Source organism: Parendozoicomonas sp. 209JJ7-1, assembly GCF_058147085.1.
This window is the reverse complement of record NZ_JBYVJU010000014.1, coordinates 109,278-127,330: the sequence shown is the minus strand read 5'-3', so window position 1 is coordinate 127,330 and position 18,053 is coordinate 109,278. Positions and strand designations below refer to the sequence as shown.

Below are 18,053 nucleotides of genomic sequence, written 5' to 3'. Positions count from 1 at the left end.
TATTTAACCCCTGTCATCAAATTACTTACCCATCAACGGCCTCTCAAGAGGCCCCGGCTCCATGCTCCGAAGGAGCGATACCATGCACCACCACGACAACCTCACCGCAACCTTGAATGCCAGTAAAAACTGGATCAAGCACTTTAACAAGGGGGATGCAGACTACTGTGTTTCCGCCTATACACCCGAGGCAGAGCTGAAAGCCAAACCCATGGGAGAATACATCGGTCGGGAGAATATTGATAAATTCTGGCGTCCTTTCATCCAGTCCGGTGCCACCGACCTTGTGTACACCGACCTCTGGTTACAGGAGATAGACGATACCACCGTACACCTGGGGGCCAACTGGGAGATGAACGTCGGCCGAGGGATAATTACTCTGGAAGAGTGGACGAAAACCGATACCGGTGTCTGGAAGCTGGCCCGGGATAATTTCGAGATCAAGGAGCAGTTTACCTGACTTACCTAACTGGTCATTCAGTAAATTCCCTGTACCGGGCATCATGACGTTCTGTCCAGTCCGAACTCTTTTCTGAAGCGCCGGCCAAAGTTATCCGTCGCCCGTACCAGCGCATCACGCATACTGGCTTCCACTGCTGAGTGCCCTGCGTCACGAACCACATGCAGCTCGGCATCATCCCAGAGGGACTGAAGTGTTGTGGCGTTTTCCAACGGGGCAATCAGGTCATAACGACCGTGAACAATAATGCCGGGGATGTCCTTCCACTTGTCACTGTTTTTCAAAATATCCTGATCCAGAAATGCCCTGTTTTTCAGGTAGTGGGAAGATATACGTGCCAGAGAGAGAGCCCGATGGGGATCAGCAAAGCTGTCCAAAACCTCCTGGCTTGGCCGCAGGGTTGCACAATGGGCCTGCCAGCTGCAAAAAGCTTTGGCGACGCCCATACGGGCCAGCTCATTTTCACCCGTCAGGCGACGGCAGGTGGCCTCAAGAAGGTTGTCCCGCTCCCTGTCCGGAAAATGATTGGCAAATATCTGCCAATAGTCAGGAAAAATTCTGGCAACGCCGTCACGATTGAACAACCAGTCAACATCTTTCTGCCGGTACAGGCAAAGGCCACGCAACACCATAGCTAGCACCTGACTGGGATAATGGCTGGCATATAACAGGGAAAGCGTCGCGCCCCAGGCTCCACCGAATAGCATCCAGCGATCAATCTTCAGCTCCTTGCGCACAGCTTCCATATCATTCAGCAGATGTTCTGTGGTGTTCTCCTCCAGAGAACCATGGGGTGTTGAACGACCACAGCCACGCTGATCCAGAAGAATAATCCGATAGAGGTTAGGATCAAAGAAGCGACGGCTGTGTTTATCACAGCCATTGCCGGGACCTGCATGGAGAAACAGGACAGGGATACCGGAAGGATTACCGCTTTCATCAATATACAACTTGTGTCCGCCGGACACTGCCAGGTTATGGCGGGCATAGGGTTTAATAGGTGGATAAAGGGTCAGCATGGAAAGTCCTTGTTGGTTCCTGCCCGGTCAGCACTGTCTGGAGTAAACCAGATCAAGAGAACGCCTTGAATATAAGCCTCTTCTGCCAGGGCCGGTTGAGGATTTATGATGAGCGAGCATACAACCTCAACCGGCCCTGGGATTAACATTACTCTTATGCGCTATTTACTTAAAGACTGTTTTATCAATAAGTCCACCTGTATTGCTCTGCCGGGGATGCTTATGGCTGCCATACCGCTGTCCGGCTGCAGCCAGATGCCGAACAAACAGGTCGTTGAACAGGCGACGGGACACAACCATTGTCGGAAAAACTTACGATATCAGGAGATTATCATCATCAGTTAATCATGCTTAAGCCACCTTTGGCCATAAACAAGGCACTGCCTTCCGCCTGCGTCATAAGGCTGCCTTTCATTTGCACAAGCATCCCCTTGGTCATAGCTTTGACCTTTGCTTCCTGCTCCATGGTCAGGGCTTTCATCTCCATAGCGGTTTTCGCTTCTACGGCCACCTTCATACCATTCACCGTAATACCTGAAGGGGTCAGGGCGATTTCAGAGCTGCCAGCTTTAAGGGTTATTCCCTGAGGCGCTTCAATAACAACCTTGGCTTTGGCTTTCAGGGAGCCTTCCTTGCAATCAAGGGCAAACGCATCATTGGTTTTGATTGATATGGCCTTCGCCGCCTCAATAGCCAGGGCGTCATCACTTTTCAGAGACACAGCTTTCGCCACTTCCACACCTAACTGTCCTTCGGTCTTACAGGTAATATCTTCCTTTACGGTCACAGCACTGGTTTTTTCCACTTCCAGCACATGCTCAGCGGTGACGGTAGTGGTCATATTATTTTTGACGGTGAGGTTCATATCCTTCTGGGCCTGAATCATCAGTTCTTCACTGTCTTTGGTATCGGTGATTTTTATAATATGGGCATCTTCTGCGCCTCCGTCCGGCGTGGAGTGTGAGGTGAACTGAATAACTTCAGGATCTGTTTCCGCCGGCGCATTGGCTCCGTTATGGAGAACTCCCATGATTACGGGACGGTCCGGGTCACCATCAATGTAGGAAATCACCACCTCCTGGCCGGTACGGGGCAACAGATGCAGACCAAACTGGTCACCGGCCAGGGCCCGTGCAACAGGAATCCAGCAAGGGGTGTTCGCCTCTTTATCCCAGTGAAAAACAACCTGAACCCGGGCCTGGTCATCGGCTGCACACTCTTTGTCATCCGGGTTATAAACCGTTGCTGTTTGAATGCTGGATATCACAGGTTTCTCTATAGTTGGCATGCAAACCGGAAAATCAGCAGCCTGTAACTCCAGCACATTGGCATAACTCCGTGACACAGCCTCCCCGAAAGTTTCCGGACACTTGAACTCATGCCGGACACGGACAATCACGTATTCCTGGTTCTGGGCTGCATCATGGTGCTTAGCCAGAGAAAACTTCATACCGCAGTGCAGATCGTATAACTCACTGCCGGATGTTACACACCGGGCCGGACAATCCTGTTGTTCGGTCTGTTTTTGCGCCCAGTTGTTCAGTTCATCCTCTGTAAGCAGACGACCGTTCCACTCCAGCCCTTCAGCCAGCAGCTTATGGCCTGTGGTGTTGGGTGATTTTACAACCCGCCCCAGCAGGGGTTTGGCCTGCTCCCCGTTCCATGTGGCAACCTTATGGGGAGAGGCTCCAACCTGGCTGCGGGGCTGCCAGTTGTTGAGGCAGGGCTGGTCCGGAGACCCTGCAGGAGGAAGCTGCAGAGGCGTAGATGGCACATCAGGAAAATCCTGGTTGGTGCTGCTGATTACCATTTCATGGCTGCTTTCCGTCTGCTCAAAATAAAAGAACAACCCTTCTTCATAGAGCAGGCGCAGAAGAAACTGCATGTCCGATTCATTGAACTGGGTACAGGTCTCGCGTTTGGTCGATGGTTTACTGGCAAAGCGAAAAGGGTGCTCAAAAGAATAACCCTCCAGTACTTTGTCAAAAATTTCATCAATACTTACCTTCTGAAAGACACGGCAGTTCCGGGAACAGACCAGCAGATCAAACCAGCTGCACAGGGTTATCCCATATGGAATTTCTTCCAGTCCTTCCTGGGCTGGCTTCTGTTCAATAGACAGGATCAGGCCATGGAAGAACACCTTTTCTCCCGGGTCTGCTTCATTGGGCTGATAGGACACTTTAAGGGGTGTTCCCAGCAATCCGTCGCACTCAAGAACCTCTGGCGCAAGCACTGTAAGCCTTGCAGAAAAGGAACCATTCACGGCCTCTTCAAAATCCATCTGTGTACAGATCAGGCTGTTTCCATTGTCATCTTCCACAAGCAGAGGTCGGCTCTCCGCAGAAAGTAAAACCATAGTACCCCCAGTTCAACACTGATTCCCGGCAGGCCGTGAAGTATAGACAGCTCCTGGCCCGTAATTATCTATATTTGAACCATCTTCGGATGGGGAACCCCAGAATATGGCCAGGCAAGAAAACCTTGAATACCTCAGGAAGCTACAGAGCATTCTTGATGACGAGAGCAAAGATGAAGACGAAGGAATTGTCATCAGCATGAAAACCAAAGGCGAGAAATACGACGAGTTCCGCCCACTGCTGCATACCGCCCAGAAAAGCATGAGCAGCTGGCTGGAAGAGCCGGAAGAAGAGGCCCGGGAAGACCTTGCTTCAGAAAATGCTCTGGCCTGGCAAACCCTGTTTGAGTGGCTTATGACCGAACTGGAAGGCGGGGACTGGAACCCCGAATGGCTGGGCTGGGCCTGTTATGCTCAAGCCGTTGAAAAATCCCCCTGGGAAGCCCTGATGGCAGCTACAAAGCTTATCAGCAGCTGGCTGAAGCGCCATGAAACCCCCGGTCATATCCATGAGCGGGCCTTTGGAAACTGTCTGAAAATCATGGAAGCCATTATCTTCGATGGTCAGGGTGAACCCATGATACTGGCCCCCATGCGCATGATTAAGATTACCGATTCCCATAGTTTCAGTGACCTCACCAGGGGAGTTGACGGGGAGCAGATGGAAAATCTTCGCTCGGAGATATCCGCAGACCAGCTTCAAAACTTGAAAGAAGAACGGCTGTGGATCAGCCAGATACTGCCGATTGTCGGTGAGCTGAGTACCCATGCCAGAGCCCGCAATATGTCGCTGAATGCCGGCCAGTTTCAGGAGACTCTTAAGAAAACCGCATCCCTGATGACATTTCTCATCGGGGATAACGGCGATATTCAAACGGCTTCTGCCCCTGAGCAGCCGGATTCCCAGAATTCAGGAAACACACCAAGCCCGGATGCCCTCCAGAGTCATACAGCTCATGCAGGCGATGGCACATATGCGGCCAGTACCCCCGCCCCTGATATTCCACCGCTGTCTGATATTTCCGGTGCCCCTGAGAACAGAGACCAGGCCCGGGCCCTGCTGCAGATGCTGGTGCAATACTTTCGTGCCACTGAACCCCTGAGCCCTGTGCCGTTCCTGCTGGAAAAAGCCCTGCGCTGGACCGGGTACACCCTTCCCCAGCTACTGGCCAGTGAACTGCGTGCAGACAAAGAAACACGAGAGCGGTTGTGTAATCAGCTAGGATTGCAAGAGCTGGCTGGAAAGTCATTGGATTCTGTCTAGACTTTCTCTCCCGTTCACTGACGGGTACTGGTTCTACTTGCTACAAATGGCATGCTCGTAAGCAGCAGGCAAGGAGGGTTACATGGCGAATTTGTTTATGACCATTGATAACAGTCAGGAAAATCTGACTGATGTCAGCGATATAGTGATTATTGGGGGCCAGGACGCCAAAGATAAAAAATGGCTTCCTATTCAGTCTGCCAGTACTACTGTCAGCCGCGCTGTTCAAATGGTCACCGGTAAACCTGTTCACGACAGCGGCAAGGTTTACTTACAGCCCTATAAAATAACCAGACAGGCAGACAAAGCCTCCCCAATACTGAGGAGTCTTACGTATCAGCCTAGCGATGGGGGGTTCAAGATTCTGATTGTACAGGTACGACCTGCACAGAAAATATCTGAAGGCTTTGAAGTCACCCATCAAATTGAGCTGTTGTCTGCCCGTTTCACTGCCTATGTTGAAGAACTGGTCGATGACGTAATCGCCAGCGAAACTCTCAACATTGCCTTTCAAGAGGTACGTGAACAGTCCTGGCACAGTGAAACAGGCAAGACAGAACTGCAGACTACCGGGCCGATTCATTACGATATTTCCAGCGGTCTGGCCCAGGAAGTGCTGGAAGCCAAGTGATAGCGGACACACACCCGAACTGATATGAGGACCCAATCATGGCACTTGACTCCCAACACAAACGTGTTCGAAAGAACCGGGTCAGTATCACCTACGACGTGGAAACATTCGGGGCAAAAGAGAAGAAAGAGTTGCCTTTTGTCGTCGGTGTACTTGGCAACTACTCCGGCAGCCGACCGGAAGATGAAAAAGTACCGGTAGAAGACCGGGAATTCATCAACCTCACCAAAGATAACTTCAACAGCGTGCTTAAACGCATAGGGCCACAACTGAGTATAAAGGTGGAAAACACCCTGTCCCAGGAAGAAGAGAGTGACCCAATTTCCTGTGAACTCAAGTTTAAGGATATGTCTGCCTTTTCACCGGGAAACCTGGTTGGCCAGATTCCCGAACTCAACGAGCTGGTACAGGTAAGAAACCAACTGCTGGTTCTGTTGAGCAAAGCGGATCGGTCGCGGGCCTTTGAGAAAGAGCTGAAATTTCTCCTGCAGAGCAATGAGAACGTCCGAAGCCTCGCAACAGAGCTGGGTATAGAAGGGGGTTGAGAGTTAATTGAGCAGTCTGTTCTTTTGATTCAGACAGATACGTAACCTTACAGACGTTAAATTTGTAGATTTTAAAAAGTCAGATACTCAAACAGGAATTTCATCACTATGGCTGAGACGCAACAAGCTGCCGATTCCGGAGTAGTTACCGAGATTGACCCGGCAAAGGAAGCCTCACTGCTGGATGAGATTCTCTCGATCAGCGAAGAAAGCATTCTCCGGCGTCTGGTTCTCGCTCGGGGGCAGGCAGGCGTTGAAGAGTGCAAGCAGTTGCTTTCAGTTCTGACCAAACAAAGCCTGACAGGTCATGTTATCTGGAACCGGAACCTGACGGACACTATCAATCAGGCTGTTGACACTATTGATCAGCAGGTTTCCACACAGCTGCGCAAAATTTACCAAAATCCCGAGCTTCGAGCACTGGAAGGACGGTGGCTGGGTTTGAACAAACTGGTTCGCAATACCGAAATAGGGACAACCCTGAAAATCAAGGTTATGGATATCGATCAGGATGAACTGATGGATCAGTTTGACAGCGCCCCTGCCGTGGATCGCAGCTCTCTGTTTAATATTGTTTATCAGCACGAGTACGGAACGGCTGGTGGTGAGCCTTACGGCCTGATGCTGGCAGATTATGACCTGGGCTTTTCCGGCAGGGATGTCAGCCTTATGCGCTATATGGGAGAAGTCGGCGCAGCCTCCCATTGCCCTGTTATTATGGCAACCACACCGGGTATGTTTGGATTGCCCTCCTTTCGCTCCCTGGCAGAAGGGCGTCCCATAGCCCCTGGTTTTGACGCTCCTGTATATGCCGACTGGAACGCGTTCCGGGCAAGCAATGATTCACACTACCTTGTCCTTGCAATGCCCCGTGTCATAAGTCGCCTGCCATACGGAGAGGAGAACCCGATTCCTGAATTTAACTTCCAGGAAATGGAAAAAGACGAGAACCAGCTCTACCAGATTGACTCAGACCGGGACTTTGTCTGGAGTAATGCCTGTTACGATGTTGGCCTTCGCATGACGGAAGCCTTCTACAATTACGGCTGGTGTACCGCGATCCGAGGAATGGACAATGGCGGTAAAGTTGAGAATCTGCCTAATTTTACCTACACCTCTGAAGCTGGCGACATCCTTCAGCAGTGCCCGGTTGAAGTGAATATTACCGACGAACAGGAAAAGGAACTGAGTGACCTCGGCTTCCTGCCACTGATTCATTACAAAGGCCAGAACTTCGCGGTTTTTCTGGGCGGTCAGACAACCCAGAAGCCAAAGGAGTACACCAACCCTGATGCTACGGCTAACGCTGCTATTTCTGCCCGGCTGCCCTATGTTATGGCCAGTTCCCGTATTGCCCATTACATCAAGGTAATGGGACGTGATCGCATAGGCTCAAGTGTAACACCTCAAGATGTCCAGAAAGAGCTGACTGATTGGCTGAATATCTACACCAACTGCAATGCCATAGGAAATGCGTCCCGAGCCAAATACCCCCTGAGCGAATCTAAAGTCAGTGTTGTGGAACAACCGGGAAGACCCGGATGCTACTCTGCTGTGGCCTATCTGAAACCATGGCTGCAGATGGAAGAGCTGACGGCATCCCTGAGAACTGTTGCAAGTATCCCGGGATAATATTCATGGCGAGACCGGACAGTCTGGAATGCACACTCTACACACTTATCAACCGACTGAATAACCTCGTGGAATCACAAATTCGCCGGGTATTACAGCATGAGGAGTTTCGACAGCTTCATGCCCGCTGGGAAGGTTTGTTATATCTGGCCAGTTGTAATGACAATAATGGCTCTGTACTAAGGATTCTGGATATGAGCTGGGTAGAAGTGGTTGCAGATACGATTATGAGATCCAGCCACCACTCCCGTATCTATCAACTCTTGTACAACCGGGAACTCGACAGTCTCGGAGGCAATCCTTTTGGTGTTCTGGCTTTTGATTTTCCCATTAAATTGCCAGAACAGTCCCTAGTGCTGAAAGTCATGAAGTGGATGGCCAGGATCGGACAGGAAACCCTCTGTCCGACCCTGTTCAGCCTGACAGAAAACTGGCTGGAATCCAGCCACGAAATACTGGTCTACAGCAATCAGCGCCTGGAGCGTTTTTATAACAGCCATGCCATGACACCTTTTCGTCAGTTAAGAACCCTGAATGAAAGTCGTTTTATCGGGTTAATCTGGCCAGGCATTTTTCTCCAGAAAAAAGAGCGATATTCCAGGGAAACAGACTTGACAGATGATATCTATATCAACGGCTCCATCGCCCTGCTTGCCTGCATTCTTCGGGAATACCACGTGTATGGCTGGTTCTCCGGACTCCAGGCATGGGGCAATGAGACAGAAGCCGGAGCTCTGCCTCCCATACCTGACGAACAGACATTAGCCGCCAACATTGTAGTATCCGACGGCCTGGAAGAAATCTACGCCAACATGGGCGTTATGCCTATCTCCTCCACCTGGCTGGAAGGACTGCCGGCCTTTTTCACACAGACCATGCTGTTCGGTCTGCAGGACAGCAGTGCACAGAGTTATACGTCATTATGTTGTCTATTAATGTCCTGCCGGATTGGTCACTACCTGAAAGTGATACTTCGGGACTTTATAGGAAGCACAGCAACACAGGATGAATGCCAGAAATACCTGAATGACTGGCTGTCCGGATATTGTGGAGCGGCCTCCTTTAAAACCGAGGAGTACCTGAGTCGCTATCCTCTCCGTGAAGCCAATGTTTCTATAGCGGCACAGCCAGACAAACCCGGACACTTTGATGTGACCGTAACCATTGTCCCCAGCCTGCCTCCTGGAATGGCAACGGAAGATCTGATTGTTTCAGTTTCGTATAAATCGGGGGACAACGATGATTGACCGATTCCTCTCACCCCGGGAAACCCTTGTCGAGCAGGTACGGGGAGCGGTTGTTTCCGCCCTTTCTTCATTACTGACCACCCGTGCGCCGGTCTGCTCAGCGACCACCAGCAGTCCCATTCCCTTGCTTTCCTTTGGTGTTCCCTGCTGGCAATACCCGCAAAGCGACTTACAACAAACCTGTCGGGAAATAGAAAAAAGAATTCAGCAACATATTCAGGACATAGAACGGGTTCAGGTAAACCTGGAGAAACTGCAGGACAAAAACCGCCTGGGCTTTGTCGTAGAAGGATGGGTGTCCATCCACGAAAACCAGTCCCACATAAAATACGTCGTCTGATATGAATATCTGGCAACTGAGTAAAAATGACCGCCATTTACACAGTTACATTGGACAGGAACTGGATTCCCTGAGGGAACACCTGCAGGGCTATGAACGCCTGCACCCAGAAGCCGCAGCCAAACTGGGCATTTCCGGTGGTCTGCCAACAGATACAGATATGGCTCTGCTGCTACAGGGAATGGCTTATCTGACAGCACGCCTGAACCAACGGCTGGATGACGGGTATGGCGGGCTGTGCCAGCAACTCGTGGACCTTATGGCCCAGGAGCTGCTCGCCCCCCTTCCCGCCAGCGCTATAGCCCGGTTTACCATATTGAAAAACAAGACTGTTACCCAAATCCCGAAAGGCACAAAATTTACTATCCAGTGTGATAATAAGCGCCATGACTGCGTCAGCCCGGTTTCGGTCACCGTGCCTCCGTGGCAGGTAGCAGAGGCTGAACTGACCCGAGGACCTTTTCCCTCAGACAGTGTGATCAATCCCGTGGCCGGCGCAGGCATACATTTGAAGCTGACACCCACAGAACCTGACCTCACTCCCGCAGCCAGCGAACTCCAGAGCCTGCTTTTTTATATGAACCCCCAGGCTGCCCAGGCCGATGAGCTTTTTGACCTGATATGCGGACAATTAAAGTCCATTGTCGTTAATTGTGGAGGCGTTCTGCACGAACTGTCTCCTGAAAACATCACTCTGCCTTCACTATCCGACGACTGGTGGCTGCTACCGGATAAGGGCCTGATGTTTCCGGGCCTGCGACTGATGCAGGAATTCTTTGCTTACCCGAACAGCTTTCGTTTTATCAGCCTGTCCCTGGAACCTGTATGGCCAGGGCTGATACACACCGAGCTGGATATCTGGCTGTTGTTTGATGATGCCCCGGTCTCCCTGACGAAAGCCGTAGGAATACAGCACATCTACCTGGGCTGCGTCCCCCTGATTAATACTTTTCCAACCCGCCTTGGACCTGTCCGCCTGGACCACGAAAGCTTGCTTCTGCCATTAAAGCCGAGCCCTGTTTATCCGGCCAGCCGGGTTTACCGGGTCTGTGAAGTGACAGATATCACCTCCGAAGACACCCCCAGGATACTGCCCCATTTCCAGAAACTACAAAGCGTGGAAGGTGACCTGGGATGGATGATGGTACGCAAGGAGCAACAGGATACCCTGTTACTGACGGATACACGCAAGCACCGGGAACAAAGCACCACCTCCCTGCTGGTTGTTGATACTCTCAGTTATGACAGTCATGCCGTTGAACTGACACCGAATTCTACCGTGGAATGCCTGTCCGACCGGGTACCGGGAGCCAGCCTTGCCCTGCTTGGACGCGGGTATCCGGTGCGTATGTCCAGCCCTGCATCCAGGCAACCTCCCTGGCAGTTGATGTCAGCGCTGATGCTGAACTGCCAGTCACTGTTTGACTCCCATACCCAGGAACGTTTCAGCGAGCTGCTTTCACTCTTCTTCTGTGCTGACAGCGGAATTGATCCGTCCGTTATCAGCGCCGTATCCACCCTTCATTGTGAACAGGAAATGATGCCAGCCCAAAGCGGAGGCCACTTCTTTACCAGCCTTGGATGCCATTTCAAGCTTCGGGTTCATGAGAAAAGTATCAATGGTTTGCCAAAACTGCTGTTTGTGCATTTAATGGATCGGCTGTTACGTTACTGGCGCCCATTTGGAAATTACAGCTGCCTGTCGGCCGGGTATACCACCGACTCAGGCTGGCGCTGGACCCCGCGGCAGGAGAGTGACATATGAGCACAACAGCCGGAAAAAGGTGGTTCAGCCGTTTCCAGGCCGCTCCCCAGAAATTTGATTATGTTCAGGCCCTGCGTCTTTTGAGCGACACATCACGGGCGGTCACCGACCTGCGGCTTCGCTCCCAGGATATCGGCTACAACCATAGTTGGGACATTTCGGATTTTCAGGTAGAAGAGTCAGGCTTTCACTTGGTTGTCAGCCGGCCAGCCCTGATAGGCACCAAAGGTATTCTGCCCCACTATATTCGGGACGCTGTCCGTTACAGCACCTATGATCTGGATGCCCCCGCTCTGGAAAATTTTTTCCAGATATTCAATGAACGCTACCTCTGGCTTGATTATCGCTCAGAGGCTGCAAATTACCTGCCCCTTTATGTCGAGCGAGCCTGGCTGGGACAAACAGCACTGCCAGACAACTTCGGCAACTTTATGGGACTGCTTTCCCGTCATCAGCTGATCATGCTTCCCTACGCCCTGTGGGGACAAATCCGCAGTCGCTCTCTTGTCGGTCTGGAAAGCCTTTTTGAATACTGCACCGGATACCGGGTTTCAATACTTTCAAAAGGCCTGAGCCGCTGGTACATAAAAACCCACAAGTGCTGGCACCTGCGCCCCGGCTTTGTACTCGGTCGAAATACCATTATTGGCAACTTTGCCTGGGCAGAAAGTGAAATCGTCAAAATCACTCTTCACCTGGATACCGGAGAACAGTGGCAGGAAGTCCGTGGGAACAGACTGTTAAGGTCAGAAGTAAAAACTCTGGCCAGAGCCTTACTCCCTTATCGTTTTATCAACTACTTTGTAGAGCTGCCAGAGCGCTTGACAGAACGTCCTGTGCTCTCTGCCCGCAATCCGAGTTACAGGTTGTCTTATTACAACAGCGACAATACTCCTGCGGCAGAAGGTTACGTGCGAGTTGCATTACCAAGGACTGAGGCAAGCCAGTCAGAGGAACCGTTTCAATTCCGGTTTACATAGGGGTTATTCACGGAAAGCTGTATATAAAAAAGCCGGTTACAAGAAACTATACACAGCCTATTTACTAAAAATCGTTCACAAAAGCCTGTTTACAACACGTTACAGGACTCAGTAATCCTAATAAAACAGTGGTGAGGTAGACCATTGCTAAGAGTAGACCCAGTAGCCTGGCTGGAAGGCGCGTATGTTTCCCCCCAGCACTTTCAGCAGCAGGAACGCTATTACGCCAACTATATTTCCCGATTCTTCTACCTTCAGCATCCGGGAGAGTTCGGCTTCTGTCAGCTAACCATCGCTACTGACCTTCTGCGCATAGGCAAACTGGCCATTCGCCAGGCGGAAGGCATCTTTTCAGACATGACACCTTTTGTTCTTAATAAACAACTGGTGATTGATATACCGGAAGATTACCAGAACGAACTTATTTACCTGGTGATGCCCCTAAGTCGACCGGGAGACCAGGAAATCGGCCCGGAGGGTTCGGAACCCGACAGGTTCCGTTACAGGCTGGACAGCGAAGAACTGATTGATAATACCAACCCTAATAATCCATCGGTGCGGGTCAGTATCGCCCGTCCCCAGGCCATTTTGATGCTTGGCGGTCGGGATCTCAGTGCCTATGCCTATCTCCCGGTAGCCCGGATACGCATGGTAGACAGCAGTGGAGGTGTGGAGCTTGACCCCTACTTTATCCCCCCCATTCTCAACATTCATGTGAGCAGCAGAATCAGTATCTGGCTGCAGGACTATCACTCACGGATTACCCAGAGGGCACTGATTCTACACCAGCGCATGCGTGCCGGTCGCAGTTATAAAAGCCCCCATGCCCTTTACCAGGACCAACTCTGGCTGATGGTTCTCGGTGAGTGGCAGGCAAAGCTGGGTGCCATGCACGCTATGCGACAAGTGACTCCCAGGGATTTTTATATGGCTCTGCAGGCCATGGCGGGAACATTTGCCGGCCTGACTCTTGCGGTTCCTCCTGAACCCACAGAACTTAATCCATACAAGCTCAGCGATGTAATGAAGCCCCTGATGGACTACTTATCCGAAAGCATTCAGGGAACAGGAACCGAGTGGGTAGCGGAACTGCCAGTTGCTGATAATGACCTGGACGATAAGGGACTTTTGAAATACGAATTACCGCCTTCCATAGAGCAGTGTCGCCTTGTCCTTGCCATCCCCGCTTCTATAGAGAGTGAACTGACAGAAGACGTAACCGCCTACATGACCCTGGCACCGGTCAGCATTATCCAGCAGCTTGTCTACAATGCGGAACCGGGCATTCCCCTGAGTCGCCCGCCACTGCCACCCGTAGAGTTGAGCCTGGTTGATCATATTTATCTGGAACCAGACAAGAATTCACCACTATATCAACAGGTACTGAGGGAGAAATCCCATCTCACCCTCCACCTGGATGAACAGTTTGGGCACACACCAGTGCGCGCGTTTCTGATTCGACAGCAATCATGACAAAACTTCCTGACATACATACGGTAGACAACTCTGCACCGGACTCTTCTGCTGATTGCGCCGATCTGGAGGCTGTCACGACAGAGAGTATTACCAGAACCAGTCCTGCTCTCTCTCTTTTCAACTGCGAAGATGAAATCATCAATAAAACCGCCCCCGTGCTGGCGGTTCTGTGCTATATGGCCCGCTCAAGGGTCAATGCAACAGACCCGGAACAATCCCGGGCGTATATTGAGGCACAGTTAAGCCTCCTTCACAAACAGCTGGCCCTGAAAGAGTCCGGCGATGACATCTGCTTCTGGCTGGCAGCGGCACTTGATGAACGACTGCACTTTCTCCACGGAGAACACAGAATTGGGAGAAAATCCCTGTGCAGCCAGATGTTTCATCGCAGGGACGCAGGGGTACACTGCTTTGAACTGCTGGAAAGCTGGATGCTGCGCCCGGAACATTACCTGCCGGAGCTGCAAATTGCCTACTGGTGCATAAAATGCGGCTTTATGGGCCGATACCGGCGCATACATCAGGAACAATTAATGGAGCTTCAGGTGAAGCTCTACCAGTTACTTGCCGACGCACAAAAGCTGCAAAAATCCGAGCTGGTTCCCCCTGTTATTAAAGCGGAAGAAACATTCATTGCCCGGGCATCGTTAATAAAACCCGTGTTTCTATCAGTGGTGATGGTTTTCATTATGTTTGGCGTAACGGTGATCTGGTCAAAGACCAGCCAGACTCCTGTATTAAAAGTTCTGTCCCATGGAGAAAAACAGCTCCTGAACATGGACACATCTCTGATTCTGCCTTCTCAGGAAGCCATTCGCGATGCCTTCTATTTCAAGAAGAAACAAGGTTAACCTAATCCTGTTCGGATTATCCTGTGCCGGTATCATTATTCTGATATCCGGCCTGATAGGCCATTATCTGAATTTTTTCTGGGGACGGTATTTTATTCTGGCAGGTCTGGTATGCCTTCTTATCATCATCTCTGTTTATCTTGGTATTTCTTATTTCCGCATCCAGAGACCTTCCGAACAGACAATGATGATTCGGGATTATTTCTGGCAGCTCCGTCATCGCTCAAACACCAGAATAAAGCAAAGTATTGAAGCGCTCCCCTGGTTTTACCTGTTCAGTATGGAAGAAAATACGACAGAAACCATGAAAGCCATCAGGCTAGAACTGTTTCCATCACGCAACCCGGAAACAAACAACTACCTGCAGTTCTGGGTATGTGAACACTGTTTCATCATGACCGTCGGCTCGAAATGTGAAGATATAACCACCCGCTCAACAGTGATTGAACTGGCCATGGGTCATCTTGGCAAAATACGAAAACAACAGCCACTGAATGGGCTTCTATTAAATACATCTCCTCACCATTTATTGCACCATGCTCCTTACGAAAAGGAGATGGTGGCTCACCTTGAGGAAATCTGTGAACAGAGCCGACAGAAGTTGCCTCTTATGTTATTCGTATCAGGTATGGATACTATGGTTGGCTTCTCATCCCTGAGTGACTGCTTCCACCGGGATGAACTCAGCCACCCCTGGGGTGACTGGCGTATAGACAGCAAAACAGAACCTGTTGAGTGGTTTGAACAGTCCTGGAAAAATCAGAGCCAGCGGGTGACCTCCACCTGTGGTAACAATATCGGCACCAGCTATGAAGTGGATGTCGGCAGTTCAACCATGGGATTTGCCTTTGAGTTTGCCCTTCTAGGGCATCAGTTAAAGGCTTTGCTGCGGCATATACACCTCTTTAATGAGCATGACTGGATATTCCCGGGGGGATACTTTCTTGTCGGCAGCCTCTCAGATAAAAACCGCGAGGATTTTCTGGCCGCTTTCTGTGCCAGGGATTTCGGCCTCGAAACCAGAGTCGACAACAATAACAACATACAGCCAGAGCTGGGGTTTAATTTCAGGGTAACAGCCGACATCCTGACTCCTATGGCGAAAACAGCAGGTATAAACTGGCGAGCCAATCTGTTCCGGAAAACAAGCTACCAGGGGCTTATCACCTGCAGCATTCTGGTAATTGCAGCGGCCGGATTCTGGACTTACTGGAGCGTAGGCGCGGTAAACACCCATAATCGTGAGACTGTCGATGCAGTGAACGATTATATCGTAGCGGAAGTTGCCCTATCTCCGGTGGATAAAGCCTCCCTTCCTGTGGTACTGGAACAGCTGGAAACACTGCGTCAACACGTGGTAAAGAAAGACGACATCTCCGACTGGCTGCCCGTTTCCCAATGGGTCACCCGCCAGGTGAAAGCCAGTTTCCAGAATTTATATTATTCACAGCTGCGCAGTCGTCTGATGCCCTTTCTGGAAGTTTCGATGGCTCAATCCCTGACTGAAACACTGGCAGAACATGACCCTCAAAGCGCATTTGAAAACCTGCGTTTATACCAGATGCTGTTTGACCCTAACGGACTCCGGGAAAGTGAAATCATCCCTATTTTGCTGGAAAGGCTGACTTATCGTTTTCAACTGCCCCCCGATACCCAGATGCTGCTGTCGCACCAAATGAAGGAGATGTTTCAAATCCAGAATTATCCGTCTGTTATGCCAAACCAGCGGCTTCTGGCCAAATCCAAAAATAAACTCCAGGGACTGTCCGATGAAAGGCTGGTGTATCACCGCTTGAAAGCCGAGCCGAGTTTGGCACGGCAAATTCCATTCAAGGAACTTTCCGGGGGAGACTTTAACGAAGTCTTTGCCCGCAATTATTCCAAAACAGGTAAAAAGTCCTGCATACCTGTCTTTTTTACTGCGGACGGCTGGCGCCGCAACCCTCTAAGTTGCAATTCCCAGATTTTAAAAAGCAGCCTTGGAGATATTGACCGTCTACAGGGAGAAGTACCGGACACCAGCCGTATTCGAGTTATGAAGACCATCAATGAATTACGCCAGCATTATGCCATGGAATACATTGATTATTGGCAGAGTTTCCTGGACAGCATTCATATAAAACAGCTGACAACCCTGAAACAACAGATAGAAGCCGTGATGTATCTTTCCCACTGGAACACTTCCCCAATGACCAGGGTACTGGAAGCCCTCACCGCAAATACCCAGCTCCAGACCAGCGCAGATGACAAAAAAAATGAAGACGAACAGGGCACAGGCATTCACAGTGTGACCGGCTCGCTTATCACCAGTGCTTTCTCTCCTTATCACCGCATAATGTCTGGTGATGCCGGCCCGGTTTTTTCCAGGGAATTACAGACTATTCTTGAGCGTCTTCACCAAAAGCTCAGCCAGCAACTAATGGCAGACAACCCGGTGGCGGAAGCTTTTAACCAGTTCAAGGAAATTGGCGCAGGTACCCACCCATTAAACAGCCTTGATTTATTCGCCGGCAAACAACCAGATACCATCTATCGCTGGCTTGGGGAACTTGAAGAGCAAATTCTTCAACTGCAGATCAATACCGCCAGGCGTTATATTCAGATTTTATGGCAGCATGAAATTATTGAACCGTTTCAACGGCATTTCTCAGGGCGTTACCCGTTTACAACACAGCCTTTTATTGGCAGTGAAACTGCTTCGGTGAATACGTTTATAAATTTTTTCCAGCCCGGAGGTACCTTGGACAAATTTGTTTCGACACACCTTTCCCCTTTTCTCTCCGAAGGAGTAGAGAAGCGGCTATTAAAAAACTCTGCCCTTCTTTTTAACAATAATGCGTTAAAACAGCTCAGGCAGGCTGCCAGTATTCGGGAAGCCTTCTTTAAGCCGGATGGCTCCCTGAAAACTCATTACAGTCTGCGAGTGCGTGGATTAACCTCCACATCGACCCACTTCCAGATTCAGGACCACCAGAACAACATTTCCTACAACCATGGGCCGGGCCTCTGGCAGGATGTTGACCTGTCGTTCCGCGATGGAAATGTCATCAGTTATTTTTTCTATCAGGGGGAAAAAATTATGGCTCATACAACCAGCGAGGGAGAGTGGGGCTGGCTGGACATACTCAATAACACCCGATTGGACAAGCAGTATGCCCGGCCAACACTGTCGGGAGAGTTAATCCTTGGAGAGCACAAGGTAGCTCTGGAACTGAGGAACCAACCGCCGTTTACAGCTTCCCGTCTGCCGGAACCGGCATTGCTGCATTCATTGCGTTTTGGCCCGGCTCTGCTCAACCATGCACAGCCAAACCCACAACCACCGGAGCTACAACCGGAGCCACCGGACCCGCAGCAGAACCAAAGTACTGCAATATAAACTGTTCTTTATGCATTTTTATAATCAATCGTAACTGAAAACGAAAACAGCTATGTTCCAGGGGCTTGTGTGTCACACATTGAGCACCTCCCCTGGAGATGAAAT

General features: G+C 50.5%; 15 protein-coding genes. 13 read left to right on the top strand and 2 right to left on the bottom strand.

Annotated features, from left to right (window positions below; all coding sequences use genetic code 11):
* Window positions 1–82 precede the first annotated feature (82 nt).
* Entirely contained in the window at window positions 83–460 is a 378-nt protein-coding gene (locus ACY2RQ_RS14770; RefSeq protein ID WP_490113751.1) for a nuclear transport factor 2 family protein, read from the top strand.
* A gap of 41 nt (window positions 461–501) precedes the next feature.
* Here ACY2RQ_RS14770 and pip read toward each other — a convergent pair whose 3' ends face one another.
* Window positions 502–1,479, bottom strand: a complete 978-nt coding sequence (gene pip / locus ACY2RQ_RS14765; protein ID WP_490113750.1) for a prolyl aminopeptidase — start codon at window positions 1,477–1,479, stop codon at window positions 502–504.
* Between the two features lie 105 nt (window positions 1,480–1,584).
* On the opposite strand from pip, the gene ACY2RQ_RS14760 reads away from it, so the two are divergent.
* Window positions 1,585–1,824 (top strand): hypothetical protein, encoded by a 240-nt coding sequence (locus ACY2RQ_RS14760; protein ID WP_490113749.1) that lies wholly within the window; start codon window positions 1,585–1,587, stop codon window positions 1,822–1,824.
* Here the strand turns inward: ACY2RQ_RS14760 and ACY2RQ_RS14755 are convergent.
* On the bottom strand, window positions 1,817–3,838 hold the full coding sequence (locus tag ACY2RQ_RS14755) for a type VI secretion system Vgr family protein (RefSeq protein WP_490113748.1): 2,022 nt from the start codon (window positions 3,836–3,838) through the stop codon (window positions 1,817–1,819). The two genes, ACY2RQ_RS14760 and ACY2RQ_RS14755, sit on opposite strands and share 8 nt — an antisense overlap.
* Before the next feature lie 106 nt (window positions 3,839–3,944).
* Here ACY2RQ_RS14755 and ACY2RQ_RS14750 point away from each other — a divergent pair, with 106 nt between their 5' ends.
* The 11 genes from ACY2RQ_RS14750 (at window position 3,945) to ACY2RQ_RS14700 (ending at window position 17,948) form a co-directional block, all read left to right on the top strand.
* Window positions 3,945–5,102: a hypothetical protein gene (locus ACY2RQ_RS14750; protein ID WP_490113747.1), complete on the top strand. Its 1,158-nt coding sequence runs from the start codon at window positions 3,945–3,947 to the stop codon at window positions 5,100–5,102.
* 82 nt (window positions 5,103–5,184) lie between these two features.
* Entirely contained in the window at window positions 5,185–5,733 is a 549-nt protein-coding gene (locus tag ACY2RQ_RS14745) for a type VI secretion system tube protein Hcp (RefSeq protein ID WP_490113746.1), read from the top strand.
* Between the two features lie 38 nt (window positions 5,734–5,771).
* The gene (gene tssB / locus ACY2RQ_RS14740) at window positions 5,772–6,278 is read left to right on the top strand and encodes a type VI secretion system contractile sheath small subunit (RefSeq protein WP_490113745.1); all 507 of its coding nucleotides are present in this window, start codon (window positions 5,772–5,774) and stop codon (window positions 6,276–6,278) included.
* A 108-nt stretch (window positions 6,279–6,386) separates the two neighbouring features.
* Entirely contained in the window at window positions 6,387–7,910 is a 1,524-nt protein-coding gene (gene tssC, locus ACY2RQ_RS14735; protein ID WP_490113744.1) for a type VI secretion system contractile sheath large subunit, read from the top strand.
* 5 nt (window positions 7,911–7,915) lie between these two features.
* Entirely contained in the window at window positions 7,916–9,157 is a 1,242-nt protein-coding gene (locus ACY2RQ_RS14730; RefSeq protein ID WP_490113743.1) for a type VI secretion system contractile sheath domain-containing protein, read from the top strand.
* Window positions 9,150–9,497: a hypothetical protein gene (locus tag ACY2RQ_RS14725; protein WP_490113742.1), complete on the top strand. Its 348-nt coding sequence runs from the start codon at window positions 9,150–9,152 to the stop codon at window positions 9,495–9,497. The genes ACY2RQ_RS14730 and ACY2RQ_RS14725 overlap by 8 nt, the downstream gene beginning before the upstream one ends.
* A 1-nt stretch (window position 9,498) precedes the next feature.
* The gene (locus tag ACY2RQ_RS14720) at window positions 9,499–11,262 is read left to right on the top strand and encodes a type VI secretion system baseplate subunit TssF (RefSeq protein ID WP_490113741.1); all 1,764 of its coding nucleotides are present in this window, start codon (window positions 9,499–9,501) and stop codon (window positions 11,260–11,262) included.
* On the top strand, window positions 11,259–12,242 hold the full coding sequence (locus ACY2RQ_RS14715) for a type VI secretion system baseplate subunit TssG (RefSeq protein ID WP_490113740.1): 984 nt from the start codon (window positions 11,259–11,261) through the stop codon (window positions 12,240–12,242). Before ACY2RQ_RS14720 ends, ACY2RQ_RS14715 begins: the two co-directional genes overlap by 4 nt.
* A 144-nt stretch (window positions 12,243–12,386) precedes the next feature.
* Window positions 12,387–13,715, top strand: coding sequence for a type VI secretion system baseplate subunit TssK (gene tssK, locus ACY2RQ_RS14710; protein WP_490113739.1), 1,329 nt, complete (start codon window positions 12,387–12,389; stop codon window positions 13,713–13,715).
* Window positions 13,712–14,569 (top strand): DotU family type IV/VI secretion system protein, encoded by an 858-nt coding sequence (locus ACY2RQ_RS14705; RefSeq protein WP_490113738.1) that lies wholly within the window; start codon window positions 13,712–13,714, stop codon window positions 14,567–14,569. Before tssK ends, ACY2RQ_RS14705 begins: the two co-directional genes overlap by 4 nt.
* Window positions 14,538–17,948, top strand: a complete 3,411-nt coding sequence (locus ACY2RQ_RS14700) for an ImcF-related family protein (protein WP_490113737.1) — start codon at window positions 14,538–14,540, stop codon at window positions 17,946–17,948. The genes ACY2RQ_RS14705 and ACY2RQ_RS14700 overlap by 32 nt, the downstream gene beginning before the upstream one ends.
* Window positions 17,949–18,053 lie beyond the last annotated feature (105 nt).